A 17,737-nucleotide genomic window follows, 5' to 3' on the forward strand; every position below is an offset into this window, starting at 1 on the left:
AGGGAGAGTAACGATGCGCATCAACGATGATCTGTCGAAGCCTGTTATCGTTCACGCCTCGAAGCTGGACTGGGTGGCCAGTCCGTCGGCCGGCGTGGATCGGCGCATGCTGTTCCGCATTGGCGCCGAGGTCGCGCGCGCCACCTCGATCGTGCGCTATGCTCCCGGTAGCGCCTTCCCGCGTCATACGCATGGCGGTGGAGAAGAGATTGTCGTCCTTGAAGGTACCTTTCAGGATGAGCATGGCGACTATCCCGCGGGCAGCTACTTCCGCAACCCTCCGGGGACGTCACATGTTCCCGCCTCGAAGGACGGCTGCACAATCTTCGTGCGGCTCTGGCAGTTCCGGGACGAGGACCGGACCCAGGTCGTGCGTCAGCCAGGTGAGGGCCAACAGGTTGCGCCGCGCCCCGGTGCAAGCAACGTCAGCGTGCTATTTGACGACGGCCACGAAGAGGTCCGCCTTGAAGACTGGCGGCCGGGTGAAATCGTCAGCCTTGCGAACGCGCGCGGGCTCGAGTTCTTTGTTCTATCGGGGGGACTAACGATCGGGGACGAGACGCTGCAGCCGCCGGGCTGGGGTCGGCTACCCGCCGGCGTCGACCTGAAGGCGACGGTGGGCCCGCAGGGCGCGAAAATCTGGATCAAGGAGGCGCCGCTGCTGCATCCGGATGTCTGTCGACTTCCCGGGTAGCCGGTACAGTTCTGACCGCCTCCGTTGAGCTCCCTGCAATGGCGAAGCTACTTTGCATGGGGTTGTTTTCGATATTTTGGTTGGGCCGGGCCTGTTTCGGCCGGGCAGCGCTCCGAAACATCATGTTGCATTGAACCGATGTTGCGGCTAGGCAATTGAGATAACATGGAAATTTCCCGTCGCCCCGATGATGGATTGGAGCGAGAGTTTAAGCTTTTCAACCGGTTAGATGATGGCGTGTGCACGACGTGTGCACCGGGAGATCGAGAAAAATCTCAACACAGCCAACGTGCGCAGGCCTGTGGCGCATGTGCCTGGATCTGAACTTCCGAGGGCAGGGCGAGGCGAGTGCTTAAGTGCGGTCTCAGCTGTTCGACGCGGAATGGTCGAAAACCGTGGGTTTGACTCCCACTCTCTCCGCTGCTTCTGGTTGCTGTAAGGTTATATCTGTACCTTCACCCCATTCGATACAGCGCGCAGATCCGATGGTACAGGTCGATTACGTGCTCGTCGTAGAATGGGATACTAGGGCGAGGAAAACGGCCAATCTGTTCTGCTCGCCGCCGCAGGCTATCGCTTGCTGCAGAACCAGGGTTCGATTCGCTCCCCGCTACCAATCGTACGATTTTGCGCGCCAAACTACGAGTTTCCGCGATTTCACACGCCCGATAGTGGCCCAACGCGGGGCGCCGCTGCCGGTCCTTGTCCGAATCTCGCCCCTCAATACTTTTTCAACTTTTTCACCGCGCCTCGTTTTGGGGTGCGACCGCAGGACCGGAATTCCTGGCTTGTCGTTCCTGACGCGCTTTCCTCACGCAAACCCGTGCGCGCCGACGTCGCTCGGAACGCTTTGGTCTCATCGGCCCCAGCTAAGAGGGACGCGACGGCGATGCGGTTCCGCGAACCGCGCTGATGTGGAGGAACGCCAAAAGGGATGGCTGTTGCGACGCAGAGTGATCGCTGGTCCTTGCACGGGCGCCGGATAGGTGCCGCCCGGCGCGAGATCTGTTCAGTAACAAGGAGGATAGGGATAATAGCCGCAAGAGGGCCGGGCGTAGGCGGCTCCGACGGCGGCAGCTCCGACAGCAGCAGCGCCGGCATATATTGCGCCCCGGTATGCCGTGCGTCGCGCGACGCCCGCATAGGAGAGCGGTGTAAAGAGGCGACCGATGATGTCGATGAAGATCGAGGCTGCGCCGTCCGCGCCGGTGAGATCACCCTCGAGCGTCTGAACGGTGAAGGTCAGCTTGTCTCCGTCCAGCTTCGGATTCTTCAGAACGACGACGGCGTCCTTGACGGAGCCGTCCTTGCTGTTGAAAGCCGAAACAGTCGCGTTCGGAGGATCGCTGGCAAAGCTGTCCTTGCCTGCGCCCCAGTCCGCAATGATATCAGCCGTGAGCTGATGGCCCGCAGCGCGCACGGGTCGGTCGGCGAATATGATCGAGTTCGGCGTAATCCCTGTGAGGACAAGGCTGTCGCCCTGCAACATTGCGCCCCGCGAATTGAGAACGATGAGCGACGGCACAATTTGGGCTTGTGCGGCAAAAGGCGTGCCGATCGTCTTCAGGTTTCCGTGCGTATCACTCTGTGCCAGGGCGGTCCCGATGTCGAGCAGTAACGCCGGCGCCAGCAATGCCAAGCAAATCTGCACGCCCTTCCTGTTGCGGATCTCGTTCTCCTTGCGATCGGCCGGAAGCTTCCGGAAGGTTGGTGGGTGCGGACCCTAGACAGCGCAAAACCCGTCGCCTATGCAAAATCGGCAGCGGTCCAACTGTGACGTTTTCAGCATGGCCCGGCGCGCATTGAGCTGATGGCCCGACATGCGGCAGGTGTCGGGATGTCCTTGCAAATAACGTTCGCGCGGTTTCGCAAGTAACGCCGTCTTCGAAAAGTAACGGAGGGCTAGCGTCCAACATCGCAAACCGCTTCCGATTAACGCGACAAAAAGGCCTGAAGGCGGGTTCGGATTGCCGATTTTGCATAGCCTCGTCGGCTCTGCACATGCTCATCTACGAAAACAGAACGCGGTCGGAACCAAGCGCCGACCGCGTTCAACGAGTCTTTGCGAGATGATAGGGAAGCGAAATGCGTGCACGAATTCTGGTTGTTCTCTGCATCGTCTGCGCATGGTCCGGCTCTGTGTCCTCCGCAGGCGCCCAACAGGCATCGTGGACCCAGATCGGCATGCTGGCTTGCAAGCTCGACCCTAGCGTCGGGTTTGTCATATTCGGCCATCAATCGATGTCATGTCGCTTTACACAAAACCCGCCATTGCCGACACAACTCTATGAAGGTGCCCTCAACACCATCGGAATCGATATCGGCGTTTCGGCCGGAGGCGCACTCGCCTGGGCGGTGTTTGCCCCGACGGCAGGCCCTCCGCCCGGAGCTCTCGCCGGCGAATATGTCGGGGCGTCAGGCGACATCGGCCTCGGCTTAGGCGCCGGCGTCAATGTTCTTGTCGGTGGCTCGGGGCGGTCATTTGCGTTGCAGCCCGTCTCGGTGGAGGGCTCGGTAGCCGTCAATGTGACCCTCGGCCTCTCCGGGCTCCAACTGCGTCCGATCTATTGACGCGCCGCCGTCCGACCGCCGTTTGTGCAGTCCCGAATTGCTCGACGAATGCGTGGCGCGCTTTCCATAGCGGGCTTGCGCCGGGGGAAATTGCCTCCGTGCCAATCGGAGGGGGCTGCTGTCGAAACGGAAGCGATTGTCCGAGGGCGGCCGCGCCTACCGCGGTCTCCATTTCTCGCGAAATTCGCATGGCGTGGCGCCGGTCATACGGCGAAACGCACGCGAAAAATGCGCCGGATCGGCATAGCCAGAAGAGAACGCGATTTCGATGATCTTGGCGTCCGTCTCACGCAGAAGCTTGGCGGCATTCTCAAAACGGATCAATTCGAGCAAGCTCAATATGTCAGGCCAGCGTTTGAGAATTTGCGTTGAAAACTCCTGACGCTTGCGCCGGCCATCTCGGCGATTTTCGCGACCGCCGGGATTCCCTCATCCAGGTAAGAAGGCAACATCAGTGCACGGACAAGCTCGTCGCCGAACGGCTGAGGCTCGTCCTCGGAGAAATTCAGCGCCGTATCGCGTGTCAGGCTGGGTAGGTCGAGATGCGCCACGGGCACATCAATCCAGGAGGCTTCCTGGCCCGGCAGAAAGCGCGTATTCGGCCAGAATGCCTGAGCCTCCGAGCCTGGCGCATAATTTGCCTCGAAGGCCATCGTTGAGGGAGTCCACTCCGATCCGGCTAACTGTCGAACGATGTGGACGACAAAGACGTTCTGCAGCCATTGTGAGTGTTCAAGATGGAGCATGCCGGCAGTCCCGCCCAGCTTGCTGCAAATTCTTACACGATCATCGCGGCGCTCCAGCCACATGTACAGGTTCGTGTCTTCGAGCGATGCCCATTTGCACACTTGCTGCAGGGCGACGTACAGCGTCGGAGAGTAGCTGATGATGGTTCGCAGCTTATCGCTCCGGTGGCAGAACTGCAGCCGCCGCGAAGCGTGAAAGCCAATATCCGTGATGCCCTGCGATCTCTGCGCGGCTTGTGCAAACAATATGGCAGGCAATATCGGAACATAATGATCGGCTTTTTCTTGCAGCGCTGTCGGGAGACCAAATTTCGACAGGAGCGTCGCGGTGGGAGCTCCCACCTCGTTATGAATGTCTGCAAACGGAATCACGAATTGGCAGCGGGTTAGGGGAATTCCGCTCATGTTGCTCGTCCCCTGCCTGCGGCGTTCATTTTTACGGTCGTACTTTGTCGTCGCGGAACTATGAGGAGCGATCTCGAAATTTGCTCGCCGGGTGAATTGGGTGTCGCGTTGCAGCGGTGCATGCGAGGCTGGGACGTGTGCAATTGATCTTGATTCCAGAATTGCGATTTAGGCGGCTCATGGCCAGACGGGCCCACCAATTCGATCACATTATAAGAAGATCGTAAGCAGCGGTTTGAGGAAGGAGATCACGCTTGCAATCTTTCATGACGTGCACATGAAACCCGTCTCTTCGCCATCCCGACATTCTGTCCGCGCGGCGATTTCGGTGTTGCTGCGTCAGGATGCTGCATCTGTGCGGTGCACTGCGCGCCAACTGGGCGTGAGCGTGCGCTCATTGCAGCGACACCTCGGTGGTATGGGGACAAGTTACAGCGAATTGGTCACCGAAGTCCGCCTCGATACGGCCTGCCGCCTCCTTGCGGAGTCCAACGAGCGCATTTCGGACATCGCCTTACGTCTTGGCTACACCGGAGCGAGCAGTTTCAGCCGAAGCTTTGTGCGTTTGATGAAAATGCCGCCGATTGCATATCGGCAGCAGCAGGCCGCCAAAGGGAATGGCAAGGCCCGCGCCAGCAAAAGTTAGCGCACGGGTGGCTTGCACTGAGCGGTCGCGGTAGGCGCAAATGCGCCGGGCCACGACGCAGGTACCGGCCCGCGTCGCCCCGCAAACGAGCGTCGCGCTAGCATATTACCAGTATTCGAGCTGTGTTTTTCGGCGGCAAAGCGGCCCGGAAGACCGTGCATCAATGATTGGCGCGAAATGGCAAGACGCTTCGCGCTGAAAGACGCGAGATGCAGAGGTAAAGCCAGACGTTGAGGTCATTATTATGTACTGCGCCGCTCTTATTGCCATTGCTGCTGCCGATCTGATCTGCACGCCCGCGCGAAGCGGTCCGTCAGGGGACCATGCAAACGGGTTGCGTTGCCATATTCGGGGTAGCTTCCTCACTTCATCGGCTTTTCGGATGCGATCGAAAGGCGCCGGCCAATGATTGGCGGTGCCAGCGATCGATATCGCGTTCTTGTCGCGCGGGCCGAGGCCATCGCTGCGGGCAATGCCGAAGAAATGCCCCGCATCCCCGCGATTTGCCACCAACTCTCGGTGAGCCAGCGAACTCTACGAAAGGCGTTCAGGAGCGTTTACGGAGAATCGCCGTGCCGCCGAATTCGCGTGCTCCGACTGAATCAGGCAAGGCAGGCGCTTCTTGCGCTGGACGGCGAGACCGCAAAGGTGACGGAGATTGCGATCTGCTTCGGCTTTTTCGAGCTTGGACGGTTTTCGGTTGAATATCGCAAGCTGTTCGGCGAGAGCCCTTCGCAGACGCTTCGAGCGGCATGCCGGGACAGCGAGATGTCGCACGATGGCAGGGCTGGACTGCGCAACGCCAGGATCGACTACCAGAATCCATTGTCGAGAGCTTTCGGCGCGAGCGTGATGGGCGCGGTTCAAGGTCGTGACGTCGAAAGCGCATAGCGGGAGCGGGCGGACTGCGATGAGGCGAACCCACAGGGAAAACCAATCGGACGGGCGCCGTGTCGATTGACCTGACGAAGGCCTGGTATGTCTCGTTCGAGGTCCCGAAACGGGTGCGCAAGGCATCCGCGCAACGACAGCCGAGACAGAGTGAGAGCTTTCCGACCGAGCTCGAGGCCCAGAGGTTTGCTCGCCAGAAGTTCGAGCAAGGATACATCGTGACCGCGGGCACCATCAATCCCTGCACGCCGCGGCGGGCGATATCCTCGGCGGTCATTCACCATTGGCTTGCGGAAACGTCCGCGCCGCCGTTGGTCGAGCCGGCCTTCTTCGAGGACACCAAGGAGCCGGATCTGCCGTAGGAGCCTGCCGCGATACGGTGCGCCTGTGCATTGGCAGAATTTGCATAGACCGTTCCGACGAATTGCCAATATCGTTTCAACGATCTTTTCCCGGAATGTGCCGGGTTCACCGGATGGCGCATAGTGGGCGATGACCGAGATAGTGCCTGTCGCTCCCTCGATCGATCAGCTTGGCCGCATCACTACTGTCAGACATCGCCGATAAGAACGCCGTTCGAGGAGAGTGTCTTGCAGGTTACGGGGAAGGTTGGAGCGCTGAACGCGCGCAATTGCGTTGGTTTCCCGGGAATGGTGCTGGCCGTCTTGATTTGCCTCTCGAGCGGAATTGCCCGTGCTGGAGATGAAGACGATGATTCCTCGAACGGGGCGTCGAGCGCGCCAAACGTCTATCTCGACATGAGAACCATCTACGCGCGGGTGCCCGCCGGTACGCTGGCGGTCGGCTTCGGCAATTCGTCCTTGCTCCCGGCGTTGCAATCCGCTGCCATCTCGAACGCTGGCAGCCTGGCTGCAATTGCGGGCGGCGCGACGCTGCCGGGCGCCCAGAGCGTCGTGGTCGATCTTCCCATGACGATCGACGTGAACGATAACGTCTCGCTCTACGCCGGCGTATCAGCCAGCTCGACCAGCACTCCGATGACCGGCTGGTCGTCCGTGGCGATTACGAGCTGGAATCTTGGATTTCAGGCCGATCTCTACAATCAGAACGGCGGCTCGATTCCGACCTTGAGTTGGCAATCAACCATTACCCAGACGATTCCGAATGGACCGTTTGCTACCACGAGTTTTACAAACATTTTCGAGTTCGACTATGCGTTCAACCAGGACGAGACCCGTGGGTTGCTGGCGGGCGTGCAGGACACACGGGTTGTCATCGGCAGTCCGCTCGCGACCATCCATCCCGACATCATGGGCTATGTCGGCGGTTACTACCAATGGCCGAACAATTGGAAGTTTACGGGCCGCGCGGGCGTGCAGGTTTTCGGCGGCGCCGAGCTCTTGGGCCGCGCGTCGGTCTCCTCCTTTACCCAGCCGATCGTGCGACTGGACCTTGACCGGATGGACGACAACGACAACCGCCTGTTTGGCGTGACCGCGCAGATCATGTGGGTACCAAAGCCTGATTACCAGATCACGCTCAGGACGCCGCTCTATTTCGCACGCAACTAGGGCTTCCGGGTCAGCATGACGGAATTTCGGCAAGGTTGAACCAGGCCAGGAGCGCCCGGTCATCGCTCGACACCACCGGATTGTCAGAATTTGCATATTCGTCAGCCTGCTCGCCTGACACCGAGAGACCATTGGCGCTCAACACCGACTGCGCGCCGATGCTTTCGCTGCGGCAACTTGGCCACAGTCGGGAAAACAGAACGCGCGCGTCAGATTCTGCATAGTGGGTTGCGCGCATTCGATGCGATCACCGCTACACGATTTCTTCAATCAATCAGGTGCGGCAATGAATAAGATTGGAAAGTTTGGGGTTGCGATCGCGGCCTCGCTGATGATGGGTGGTTATGCGGCCGCGGCGGATTTGCCGGCGGCGCCCGCCTACAAGGCGCAGGCTCCGGTTGCCGCCGTCTACAACTGGACGGGATTCTATGTCGGCGGCAACGCCGGGTACGGCTGGGGCAACCAGGACCCGATGGTGCTGTTCGCTAACAGGTTCGATCGAGCCGGTTTTGACATCAGTGGCGGCATGATCGGCGGCACGTTTGGTGGGCAGATTCAGCAGGGATACGTCGTGCTCGGCCTGGAAGGTGACATCGACTGGGCCAACATCAGCGGGTCCTCCGTCGTAACGCCGAGCATTCTCGGCATCGGACAGGGCGTCACGCTGAACACCTCGTCAAACATCAGCGCGCTGGCGACGGTGAGGGCCCGGGTCGGTATCGCCATGAACAACGTCCTGATCTACGCCACCGGCGGCGGAGCCTTCGTCAAGTCGACCGCCAGCGCATCAACCATCGCCGGCGTGCCCTGCGGCACGGTTGGCGTCTTGCCGGATTGCTCAGCCTCGTCCTGGCGTCCGGGCATCTCCGCGGGTTTCGGCGTGGAATACGGCTTTACACCGAACTGGTCCGTGAAGGCCGAGTATCTCTACACGAAAGTCGTCGGCACCGGAGTCAGCACGGATGAATTGAATGTCGTGCGTGGCGGCATCAACTACCGGTTCTGAACAAGGGACATCGATCACATATTCGGTCCCGTTCGACGGACGATGCGCCGCCTCGAACGTCCGATAGGACTGTCTTGATCCTGATCGTGCATCCGAGCCGATGCTTTTCAGCTCGGATGCCAGTCGCGCGCGAAGGCGCCCGGCCTCTGAAAGTCGTCTGAGATCTTTCTACATCCGATTCATCACAATGGGATCCCCAATGCGTTCGAGACTGCTGCTTTCCGTAGCTCTGCTGGTTGCCACAATGGTGTCTGCCAGGGCCCAGACCCCGCTGTCGGCCTATGTCGACGCGAATGGATTCATCGATGTTCAGAAGCTGACCTGCGCGCAACTCGCCGGGACCTACCAGGAGGACGCCGATGCGCTGACGGCCTGGTACAGCGGCTGGTACAACGGCCTTGCCAAGAAGCATTTCCTCGACCTGCGCAAGGGCAAGCTCGTGGAGCACGAAGTCATCGTCTACTGCAAGGCACATCCCGAAAAGCTCATCATCGACGCTATTGCCGTCGTGTTCAAGGCGGAGCGGGAAATGATGGGCATCCAGATGAAGTAGATGTCTGAGGGCGGATCGGTCGCACGTTGCCGACCGATCCGCTGTGCGCACTGTTACTAAGAGCGGCATAGCCGGTTCTATTTTTCGCTTGAATTGCCGCTCAGACGGGCGGGATATCTTGAATTGAATGATTTCGGGCAATACACCGACGCCATTAGAGGCGCGAGGGTGACATTTCTGAAATCCGCTCCGTCCTCTCACGATTGGGGCGTGAAGTCTCTCGCATTGAATCGGACGATGCTTCAGTTTGGCACCGACGGCGGCCCCGGGATTGCGCATGGCGTGACCGACCCGAATTTTACGACGTTGATCGTCCAGTCCTCCAACTTCGACGATCGCGTCGTGCTCGATGGTGTGCCATGCCAGGCCTCTGACCTGGTCATTTTCCCGCCGAACTGTCACTTCACCTTTGTCCGTTCCGGTCATGTCGAATGGGTGGCGTGGTCGCTGCCCAATGAGGAGAGCATCGCGAGGAACATGCTCCCTGCGGCCACAACTCAGGCTTCGCCGAAGACCGCCAAGCATCTCGTCCGGTTGCCAGAGCCGATCAAATCGAAGCTGATCGAGGTGTCGAGGCAGGCTCTGCTGCGTTCCTTCTCCGATTCTGCCTTCGCTGACCGGCCTATGATGGCGCGGGAGGCAGAGGACGCCCTGATGGATCAGCTGGCTTGCATCCGGGATAATCGCCTGAGCCAAAGCTTCCTGCCCAACAAGTACACCCTCTCGTACGAGCGAATCGTTCTGGAGGCGCTTGAGTTCGTTGGGACCAGGTCGGAAAGCATCGTCCATATCAAGGACATCGTGAAAGCGACCAAGGTGGAATACCGCACCTTGCTGCGTGCTTTCGAGCGCTATCTCGGCTTCTCGCCAAAGCTCTATCTGAGGCTTCGGCAGCTAAACCTGGTTTATCACGAGATCAGTCGCGACAACGGTGCATCGATCAGAGTCGTCGATATCCTGTCGGCACACGGCGTCACCGAGTTCGGCAGATTTGCCGGCCACTACCGGTCGCTGTTCGGCGAGTTGCCATCCGAGACATATCGCCGGTCTCGCGCATTGAGGTCTGGCAACGTGCCGTGACCTCGAAGTGGGGTTTTGGTGCAACAGCGCTAAGAATTGGTCGGCGGTGACAGTTTCTGCATACCGACTGAGACAAGGTCGATGGCAAGTGGCTCATGTGTTTTCCACGTTCAATGAGGCTTGCAGGCGATGAAGAAAATCAGTTTACTTACCGCAGCGGCGGTGATGTCCGTTGCGTTCACGGGTATTGCAAAGGCCGCCGATCTTCCGCAGCGGCCGGCGTACAAGGCGGCGCCGATCGCAGCGCCCATGATGTACAACTGGTCCGGCTTCTATCTCGGTATCAACGGCGGATATGGCTGGAGCAACCAGTGCATCGATATCACCGCAATCAATGGAATTGGCGGCGTCTTCGCGGAAGGCTGCAATAGCAAGGGCGGCGGCATCATCGGTGGCCAGCTTGGCTATCGTTGGCAGGCCGGACAATTGGTGTACGGTCTGGAAGCGCAGGGCGACTGGGCCAACATCCGCAACACGCGCATCAGTGCGCAGGACCCGACACGTACTTACAAGTCGACCCTCGCCGGCCTGGGCCTCTTCACGGCTCAACTGGGCTACGCGGCCAACGAGGCATTGTTCTACGTCAAGGGTGGCGGCGCGGTTGGCAGCCAGGACTTTGCCATCATCGACAATGTGAGCGGCACGGGCCTCGCCTTCGCGAACCGGACCCGCTGGGGTGGCGTCGTGGGTGTCGGCTTCGAGTACGGCTTCTCTCCGAATTGGACGGCCGGCATCGAGTACGACTATCTGTGGCGGGTAAACGAGAGCAACACGTTCCTGACGCCGTCACTCGGGCGCATCACGTCGATCACCGCCAACACCAAGACGGACGCGAGTCTGCTGGCGCTCCGCCTCAACTATAAGTTCGGTTACTAGTGAAGAAAGGAGGTCGTCCAATTCGGCCGGCCTCCATTCTTGTTTCATCATGCCTGGGTCCAGGTAATCCACTATTCCGGAGTTGATCATGCTGTCGAATACGATGCGTGCGATTGCTTTTCTCGGTGCTCTGGCGGCCACAAACATGGTCTTGGCGCAAGACACGGCGTCCCATGCGCCGCTGAAGACGATCGGGGCCAACAAACCCCAGGTCGTTCCATCACTGATCGTCTTCAACTCCAGGGGCGCGAACGTGCAGCCCGGCAAGCTGGTCCTCACTGGCGTCGCGCCAAATGCGATCATATTTGCGGATCGGCCGGTTCGCTCGGCCGGTCACGATCTGACCAGCCATATCGTCGAAGACTGGGGAACCGGCAGCGACAATTTTGCAAAGAATCCGCCCAACGCCACAGTGTCCGTATTCCAGAAGGACGGCAGCACCGTGCGCGATGTCGTTGTCACACTGAAGAATCCCAAGCTCGAAGGTGATAACCTTGCCTTCGATGTCGATATTCTCGAAGGTGACATCAAGGGCGCCGACGGTCCTGCCTCTGTCTTCATCGACATCATCGGCCTTCCGTTTACGCCGCTTTCATTCGCGGGCGTTGCGCGACGCACGGCCTATCGAGGTGCGTATTATGCCGGAGCCGCCGCGGCGGCTGGCGCTGCGGCTGCCTACGCGTACCACCCGTATTACTATCGGCCGCCCGTTTGCGGGTACTATCCCTATCCCCCGTGCTACTAGCGGGACCGCGCGGAGTTTGGCCTGGCGTCCTTGCGCCGGGCCAGCCTCTGGCTGATGCGCCTTGTGTACCATTTGCGTCCAGCCGGCACTGGACGATGATTCTCTCGACTCGAGGAAGCGCCGGCCCGTCCAGAAACGAGCCGATTTCGAGTCTTGGCGCTACAACGCGAAAGAGCCCGGCTGAGCCGGCCGCTTGCTACGGATTGGGCTTGTGGTGACTGAGGTCATGCAGTGAAAGGCGGGCCTCGCGCACCAGATCTACAAGCGAGAGCGTGAAGAAGCTGAGAGCGACAACAAAGAGCAGTGCAACGCCGTACTCATGCTGGAATCGAAAGAAGGTACACACGAACGCCAGGATCACCAGCAGCGAGGTGACGATTGCGCTGACCGTCGCGAGAACGATTGCCTTGTTCAGAAGCACAGCGCGACGCCTGAGGTGTGGGATATCAGGGTGCGTTCCGGAACGGTCGTCGTCGGCCGTAGCATGCAATGCCTGTAGCCTATCGACGACGCGATTCATGCGCCCTATCAAAAGCGACACGAAGGCCGCAACTGCGCCAAGGAGAAATGCGGGCGCCGCTACTTGCGAAATGACCTGCGACAGGTGCGCGGCGGTCGGTGTGTCGATCAGCATGGCTACTTTTCTCCGCGACCGGTACCTGCGCCGCCGCCTACATTGGAGTCAGGGCGAGCGCTCGCAACGAAAGCTTAGCGCATCGTTGGTCACGGGGAGCTTTTTACAACGATGTGAGATCGTTTGCTCAAGATAATCGCTGCGTAGCGTGACGGGCAAGGGGACGCCGCGAAGCGTCCCCTTGCCCGTCGCTTAAACTTACGTCGCTTTTTTGGCCGCCGGGATCGACCAAGTGCCGTCGAGGATCGACGGGTCGTCCTCGTTCGGCCAATACATGCGCAGCATCAGGATGAACTTGCCGGTCGGTGCAGGCAACCAGTTCGACTCCTTGTCGGCCCCCGGGGATTGATTCTGGATGTACAGGTCCGTTGAGCCGTCCGGATTGACCTTGAGGTTCTGTCGCGGACTGATCGAGTACCGATTGATCGGGTTGGAGACGAAGAAGTAGTTGGCATCGTACATGGTAACAGACCAGAAGCCGCTCACCGGCGGCAATTGGCCCTTTGAAAAACGCATGACGTATTTGTTCGAGCCGTGATAGTCGCTACCGTCTGCATCCTTTAGCGAAAGCGGATAAACCGCGTCTCTGTTGCGGTTCGCGCCGAGCCCGATCGCGGTGACCAGCGCACGGTTGAGATAGTCGGTCCCGTAGACGCCGGTCTTGGTGTCGTAGATCCATCCGTTGACCTTCTTGATGGCGTCGTTGACCTTGAGCTGGAGCATGATGCGATCGAAAGCGGCGCGGGGAATGCGCTTGACGAAATCCGCGTCCAGCTTGCTGGCATCGAAGTCCTGGCCCGGGACAAGACCGATCTTGGCGAACCGCGCGAGTTCGGGCGCGTCAGCAGCAGAGGGAGGGTTCACTTTCATCAGCTGGGCGAGCAGGCTGAAGTATTCAGCCGCATCCATGCGGTTGACCTGTTCGCGCACGGCCGTCTTCATGTCGATGGACGGATCGACCTTGCCCGAGGGCGGCGTGTAGTCCTTTCCGTAGGAACTCAGCGGCACCAGCTTGAACTGGTCCTGCAAGGCGTGGACGGCTGCGTAGTCTTCCGGAGTGCCCGTGCAGTAGATCCGGCCGAGCAGCCAGACGATGTTGGTTGGGGCCTTCAATTCCTTGACGCCGGACGGAAGCGTGCCGCTCCAGCCCGGACCCGTGATTGCATAGGTCTGCGCCCCGGTGCCGGTTGTGCGTTTTCCGGGCACGGCGAACACATTGGTCCAGCCGTCGAGCATCGGCAGCAGGAAATACCGGTCCTTCATGTCGGGAATGCTCAACACCCATGGCTCCTTGCCGACGTCGAAAAATGCAGTGGTGTAGAGCGTATCGGCGTTCGGTGCTGTCACATCGCGAAACGAGGCATCCGGATACTGACGCAGCTTGATGATTTGCCCCATTGGAGCGCGCGTGCCCTCCGCTTTGACGACGTTGGTGAAGACCCGGCGGGTCATCTCGATTGTGACGAGTGGATAACCGAACACATAGGCGTCGGTGGCGAGCCAAAAATCTTCCGCCCCTTCAACGATATCAAATACTGGGCCTTCGTGCGCTCGGAGGATCGACGGGGTCAGTGCAGTGGAAGCGGCGGCAAGTCCGGTCTTCAGCGCAAAACGGCGGGTGATGTCCATCGTTGTTTCCTGGGGTTGGTTTCGTTCAAGCCGGCTTTTTGGCAGCGTTGCGGCGCTCCATCTCGTGCCGCGCAAGGCAGGCTAGCCCGTACTTCCCAGCATCGGCTATGCAGTTTCTGACCTTGATCGGGGGCCCATCCGACCAATCGCTTGGCGAGCCGGGGATCCGAGCGGGCGCATGCCGAAGTCGAAGACCACGCGCTGGCAATAACTGAGCGCGATTTCAGACCATTGCTTCGCGCGGGGATGGAGATTGCCGAATTTGCATAGTGGGTGGCCGCTTTTTCGTTAGGTTGGCGAGCGGACGAAAAGACGCTTGGCGTGTCAGGCCCGTCCACCACGGAAACGGAGTAGGTTGATGCAAAAGCGATCGAGCCCGAACATGCTGACGAAGCGCGATTTGCTGAGATCTGCCGCGCTGGCAGGCGTCGCCGCTGCTGGCGCCCAATCAAGCCAGGCTTGGGCCCAGTGGTCGGAACGTCCGGGATTCTTCAAGGCCAAGGACATCGCAGAGGCCGGCTTCATCTATGGCCTGCCGATGGTGATGGCCTACGGCGTCATGAACGAGTACGCTGTCGACAAGTCGTCGGGCCAGTACAAGGCGCCGTTCAATACACTGTTCAACGAGGCGCGCGTCTTCACATACGAAGATACCGCCGTGATCACCCCCAACAGCGACACGCCGTATTCGTTCGCTTGGCTGGACCTGCGGGCCGAACCGCTTGTCTTTTCGGTGCCGGCGATCGGCCCCAAGCGCTACTATTCGCTGCAGTTGAACGACCTCAACACGTATAATTTCGGCTATGTCGGGACGCGCGCCACCGGCAGCGATGCCGGAAGCTATATGATCGTCGGCCCGCGATGGACCGGCGTGACACCGGCCGGCATCAAGAAGGTATTCCGGTCGACCACCGATTTTTGCCTGGGGCTCTTACGCACGCAGCTGTTCGACCCGGCCGATATCGAGGCCGTCAAGAAGATTCAGGCCGGCTACAAGGCGCAGCCGCTTTCCAGCTTCCTGAATCAGCCGGCGCCTGCGCCGGCGCCGGCGCCTTCTTTCCCCAAATTCGAGAAGGACCTCGTCCGCACCGAGTTCTTCGAATACCTTGATTTCGCGCTTCAATTCGCGCCGGCGCTGCCGGAAGATCGCTGGATCCGCGAGCAGCTGGCGCGGATCGGCGTGGGGCCAGGGAAGAGCTTCGATTTCCGCAGCCTGTCGCTGGAAGACAAGGCGGAGATCCTGCTTGGCATGAAGGAGGGCGAGCGCAAGGTCAGCGAGGCCGTTGCGACCCTCGGCAAGGACATCAACGGCTGGCGCGTCGGCGCGCCGTTCGGCGATGCCGCATTCTTCCATGGCGACTGGCTTATGCGCGCGGCAGCCGCGAAGGCCGGCATCTATGGCAACGACGCGGTGGAGGCCATGTATCCTTTGGGCAAAGTGGATGTCGATGGCAAAGAACTCGACTGCTCGAAGTCGAGCTACACGCTTACCTTCCCGGCGGAGCAGCTGCCGCCGGTCAACGCCTTCTGGTCGGTGACGATGTATGACGGCAAGACGCAGCTTTTGGTGAAGAACCCGATCAACCGCTACCTGATCAACTCGCCGATGCTGCCGCACATGAAGTGCGGTTCCGACGGCTCGCTGACGATCTACGTCCAGAACAAGTCTCCGGGAGCCGACAAGGAGGCAAACTGGCTGCCGGCGCCGGATGGCCCGATCTATGTGGTGATGCGACTGTACTGGCCGAAAACCACGCCGCCATCGATTCTGCCAGCTGGTGAAGGGACGTGGAAGCCTCCCGGCTTCAAGCGCGCGTCATAGAGATCGAATTTTTATCGGCCGGATGCGCGGCGACAGAGTCGCAATTGCACGCATCCGGCCGGCACGGGCATGGCACCGCCCTTGTGAGTGTTCAATCCCGGTGCACGACAGATGCAGGAGATTATCGTGCTCATCATCCTGACGCTCTATTTGGTCCTGGTCTGGCTCGTCTTCTCGAGGCTCAAGCTGTTCCGATGGGGCTGGGCGTCCGGCACCGTCACCGTGCTGCTTGGCGCGTTCATCCTCGCGGTATTCCTCGCGATGTTCAACTACCTGACCCCGTCGGGAAGCTTAGTCGTGATTTCCCGCGTCATGGAGGTCGCGCCCAATGTCTCCGGCGAGGTGATCGAAATCCCGGTCAAGCCAAACGAACCGGTGAAGGCCGGCGCGGTGCTGTTTCGCATTGATCCGGCACCGTTCCAGTACAAGGTCAACCAGCTCGAGGCATCGCTCGCCCAGGCACGCCAGCAGGTCAAGCAACTGAAGGCCAGTTACGAGCAGGCGACGGCGAATGTCGATGGACTGACCAAGCAGCTCGCCTTTCACACCCAGCGGCTTTCCGATTACCGCAAGCTCGTCAGCGAGGAGGCGCAGACCGCGTTTCGTCTGCAGGACGTCCAGGTGCAATACGACACGGTCGAGTTTCAGCTTCAGGCGGCCAAGGCCGCACAGCTGAGCGCACAATTGGCGATGGAGTCGGAAATCGGCGGCGTCAACACAACCGTCGCACAGATCCAGGCCCAGCTCGACCATGCGAAGTGGGAGCTCGAGCAGACGACGATCCGCGCCATCGGCGACGGTGTCGTTACGATCATGGCGCTGTCGGTCGGCGACCGCGCCATGCCGGCGCGCTCGGTGATGTCGTTCATCGTCGCAAACGATATCGTCATCACCGGCATGTTCCCGCCGAACGGATTCCGCACCATCAAGCCCGGCGCGCGGGTCAAGCTCGTCTTCGACGACGACCCTGGCCGCATCCACGAAGCGACGGTCATGGCTATCCCCCAAGGCGTGGGGCAGGGCCAGATCGCGGTCTCAGGTACGCTGGCGCGGGTCGGCTCGATCGGAGGCGCGAAGGCTTATCCGGCCGCTATTTCGATCCCGAAGACCATCGACCGTAGCCAACTCCGGCTCGGAATGCCGGGCACCGCCACCGTGTTCGCGGACAACGCCGGCGTCATCGGCCTGTTGATGTCGATCCTGGTCTGGATCGGTTCGTATACGGCATATTTATAGCCGCCTTCCATTTCACTCTCGGCTCCAATTGGTAGCTCATCCAGATATCTCCGGAGAAAAAATGGGTCTTCGATCTGCAGGCAGTATTGCAGCCCTCGTTTCGGTCACTCTTCTTGTCCAGTTGTGCTCGGGTGCTCGCGGTTACGCCCAGCAATCAACTGGTCAATTGTTGATCTCATCGGGATTCAGCCCTGTCGCTGCGACCACGCCGGAGCTGTTGAATCGGCTGATGTCGTTCCCGTCCAATCAATTTCAGCTGCGGCAGAGGAGCGGACGTCCCTACTACGTTTACGCGGATCCCTCCGGATGTACCTGTGCGTATGTCGGCAGCGTGGCCGCTATGGACAAATATCGCGCCAGTTATGGTGCATTGCCGGCAACTACGCTCTCGGCAGGCGGCTTTACGAATCCCGAAGAGAACCTGATCAACAGCATGGAAAACGATGACGCTTCGGCCCAGTTCAACGATGACGTATTTGGTCCGGACTTTTAGGTTTGCCTGATGTGCGTTCGAGCACGAGGGCCCCGCGCGTTCGCGGCACACGCACCGCACCGACCTGACCGTCGGCGGCGTTCTGTTGATGGAGACCGGCGCTTCAGCTCCTCGGCGCAAAGGAGGAGGGATCTATCCCGTCCGAAGTCGTGGCGCTCCCATCCAGCGAAGCCGGGTC

The 17,737-nt window shown here is 60.0% G+C and carries 20 protein-coding genes; 14 read left to right on the plus strand and 6 right to left on the minus strand.

Going from position 1 to position 17,737, the window contains the following annotated elements:
- The first annotated feature begins 13 nt into the window (after positions 1-13).
- Entirely contained in the window at positions 14-694 is a 681-nt protein-coding gene (locus ACVI1L_RS29975) for a cupin domain-containing protein (RefSeq protein WP_253623980.1), read from the plus strand.
- Positions 695-1,703: 1,009 nt separating this feature from the next.
- On the opposite strand, the gene ACVI1L_RS29980 is transcribed toward ACVI1L_RS29975, so the two are convergent.
- The gene (locus tag ACVI1L_RS29980; RefSeq protein WP_371852119.1) at positions 1,704-2,339 is read right to left on the minus strand and encodes a hypothetical protein; all 636 of its coding nucleotides are present in this window, start codon (positions 2,337-2,339) and stop codon (positions 1,704-1,706) included.
- A 440-nt stretch (positions 2,340-2,779) separates the two neighbouring features.
- On the opposite strand from ACVI1L_RS29980, the gene ACVI1L_RS29985 reads away from it, so the two are divergent.
- The gene (locus ACVI1L_RS29985; protein WP_076826352.1) at positions 2,780-3,265 is read left to right on the plus strand and encodes a DUF992 domain-containing protein; all 486 of its coding nucleotides are present in this window, start codon (positions 2,780-2,782) and stop codon (positions 3,263-3,265) included.
- 156 nt (positions 3,266-3,421) lie between these two features.
- Here ACVI1L_RS29985 and ACVI1L_RS29990 read toward each other — a convergent pair whose 3' ends face one another.
- Both ACVI1L_RS29990 and ACVI1L_RS29995 read right to left on the minus strand, forming a co-directional pair.
- Positions 3,422-3,598: a helix-turn-helix domain-containing protein gene (locus ACVI1L_RS29990; protein ID WP_229189074.1), complete on the minus strand. Its 177-nt coding sequence runs from the start codon at positions 3,596-3,598 to the stop codon at positions 3,422-3,424.
- A 2-nt stretch (positions 3,599-3,600) separates the two neighbouring features.
- Entirely contained in the window at positions 3,601-4,416 is an 816-nt protein-coding gene (locus ACVI1L_RS29995; protein WP_244558742.1) for an AraC family transcriptional regulator ligand-binding domain-containing protein, read from the minus strand.
- 235 nt (positions 4,417-4,651) lie between these two features.
- On the opposite strand from ACVI1L_RS29995, the gene ACVI1L_RS30000 reads away from it, so the two are divergent.
- The 4 genes from ACVI1L_RS30000 (at position 4,652) to ACVI1L_RS30015 (ending at position 7,485) form a co-directional block, all read left to right on the plus strand.
- Entirely contained in the window at positions 4,652-5,062 is a 411-nt protein-coding gene (locus tag ACVI1L_RS30000) for a helix-turn-helix domain-containing protein (protein ID WP_229189072.1), read from the plus strand.
- 405 nt (positions 5,063-5,467) lie between these two features.
- Positions 5,468-5,953 carry a helix-turn-helix domain-containing protein gene (locus tag ACVI1L_RS30005; protein ID WP_076826353.1) on the plus strand — a complete coding sequence of 162 codons (486 nt, stop codon included), beginning with the start codon at positions 5,468-5,470 and terminating at the stop codon, positions 5,951-5,953.
- Between the two features lie 59 nt (positions 5,954-6,012).
- Positions 6,013-6,315, plus strand: a complete 303-nt coding sequence (locus tag ACVI1L_RS30010) for a hypothetical protein (RefSeq protein ID WP_194295333.1) — start codon at positions 6,013-6,015, stop codon at positions 6,313-6,315.
- Positions 6,316-6,543: 228 nt separating this feature from the next.
- Entirely contained in the window at positions 6,544-7,485 is a 942-nt protein-coding gene (locus tag ACVI1L_RS30015; protein WP_244558743.1) for a hypothetical protein, read from the plus strand.
- 10 nt (positions 7,486-7,495) lie between these two features.
- Here the strand turns inward: ACVI1L_RS30015 and ACVI1L_RS30020 are convergent, their stop codons facing one another.
- Positions 7,496-7,723 (minus strand): hypothetical protein, encoded by a 228-nt coding sequence (locus ACVI1L_RS30020; RefSeq protein ID WP_057017171.1) that lies wholly within the window; start codon positions 7,721-7,723, stop codon positions 7,496-7,498.
- 48 nt (positions 7,724-7,771) lie between these two features.
- Here ACVI1L_RS30020 and ACVI1L_RS30025 point away from each other — a divergent pair, with 48 nt between their 5' ends.
- The 5 genes from ACVI1L_RS30025 to ACVI1L_RS30045 all read left to right on the plus strand — a co-directional run bounded on the left by ACVI1L_RS30025 (position 7,772) and on the right by ACVI1L_RS30045 (position 11,745).
- Complete coding sequence (locus ACVI1L_RS30025) at positions 7,772-8,491, plus strand: outer membrane protein (RefSeq protein ID WP_057017172.1); 720 nt, start codon at positions 7,772-7,774, stop codon at positions 8,489-8,491.
- Between the two features lie 199 nt (positions 8,492-8,690).
- On the plus strand, positions 8,691-9,044 hold the full coding sequence (locus tag ACVI1L_RS30030) for an HdeA/HdeB family chaperone (protein WP_076826357.1): 354 nt from the start codon (positions 8,691-8,693) through the stop codon (positions 9,042-9,044).
- A 237-nt stretch (positions 9,045-9,281) separates the two neighbouring features.
- A complete protein-coding gene (locus tag ACVI1L_RS30035; RefSeq protein WP_076826358.1) occupies positions 9,282-10,124 on the plus strand; it encodes a helix-turn-helix domain-containing protein in 843 nt (280 codons plus the stop codon).
- Positions 10,125-10,253: 129 nt separating this feature from the next.
- Entirely contained in the window at positions 10,254-11,000 is a 747-nt protein-coding gene (locus ACVI1L_RS30040; RefSeq protein WP_076826360.1) for an outer membrane protein, read from the plus strand.
- Positions 11,001-11,088: 88 nt separating this feature from the next.
- Positions 11,089-11,745, plus strand: a complete 657-nt coding sequence (locus tag ACVI1L_RS30045; RefSeq protein ID WP_194295334.1) for a hypothetical protein — start codon at positions 11,089-11,091, stop codon at positions 11,743-11,745.
- A 196-nt stretch (positions 11,746-11,941) separates the two neighbouring features.
- Here ACVI1L_RS30045 and ACVI1L_RS30050 read toward each other — a convergent pair whose 3' ends face one another.
- Together ACVI1L_RS30050 and ACVI1L_RS30055 are read right to left on the minus strand one after the other, a co-directional pair.
- Positions 11,942-12,379, minus strand: a complete 438-nt coding sequence (locus ACVI1L_RS30050; protein WP_076826362.1) for a DUF2721 domain-containing protein — start codon at positions 12,377-12,379, stop codon at positions 11,942-11,944.
- A gap of 198 nt (positions 12,380-12,577) precedes the next feature.
- Complete coding sequence (locus ACVI1L_RS30055; protein WP_456784551.1) at positions 12,578-14,008, minus strand: DUF1254 domain-containing protein; 1,431 nt, start codon at positions 14,006-14,008, stop codon at positions 12,578-12,580.
- Positions 14,009-14,390: 382 nt separating this feature from the next.
- Here ACVI1L_RS30055 and ACVI1L_RS30060 point away from each other — a divergent pair, with 382 nt between their 5' ends.
- From ACVI1L_RS30060 to ACVI1L_RS30070, 3 genes are all read left to right on the plus strand, one after another.
- Positions 14,391-15,830 (plus strand): DUF1254 domain-containing protein, encoded by a 1,440-nt coding sequence (locus ACVI1L_RS30060; protein WP_076826366.1) that lies wholly within the window; start codon positions 14,391-14,393, stop codon positions 15,828-15,830.
- Positions 15,831-15,956: 126 nt separating this feature from the next.
- Positions 15,957-17,066, plus strand: coding sequence for an HlyD family secretion protein (locus tag ACVI1L_RS30065; RefSeq protein WP_076826714.1), 1,110 nt, complete (start codon positions 15,957-15,959; stop codon positions 17,064-17,066).
- Between the two features lie 61 nt (positions 17,067-17,127).
- Positions 17,128-17,559 (plus strand): hypothetical protein, encoded by a 432-nt coding sequence (locus ACVI1L_RS30070; RefSeq protein WP_143270785.1) that lies wholly within the window; start codon positions 17,128-17,130, stop codon positions 17,557-17,559.
- Positions 17,560-17,737 lie beyond the last annotated feature (178 nt).

The organism is Bradyrhizobium sp. USDA 4516 (assembly GCF_054055915.1).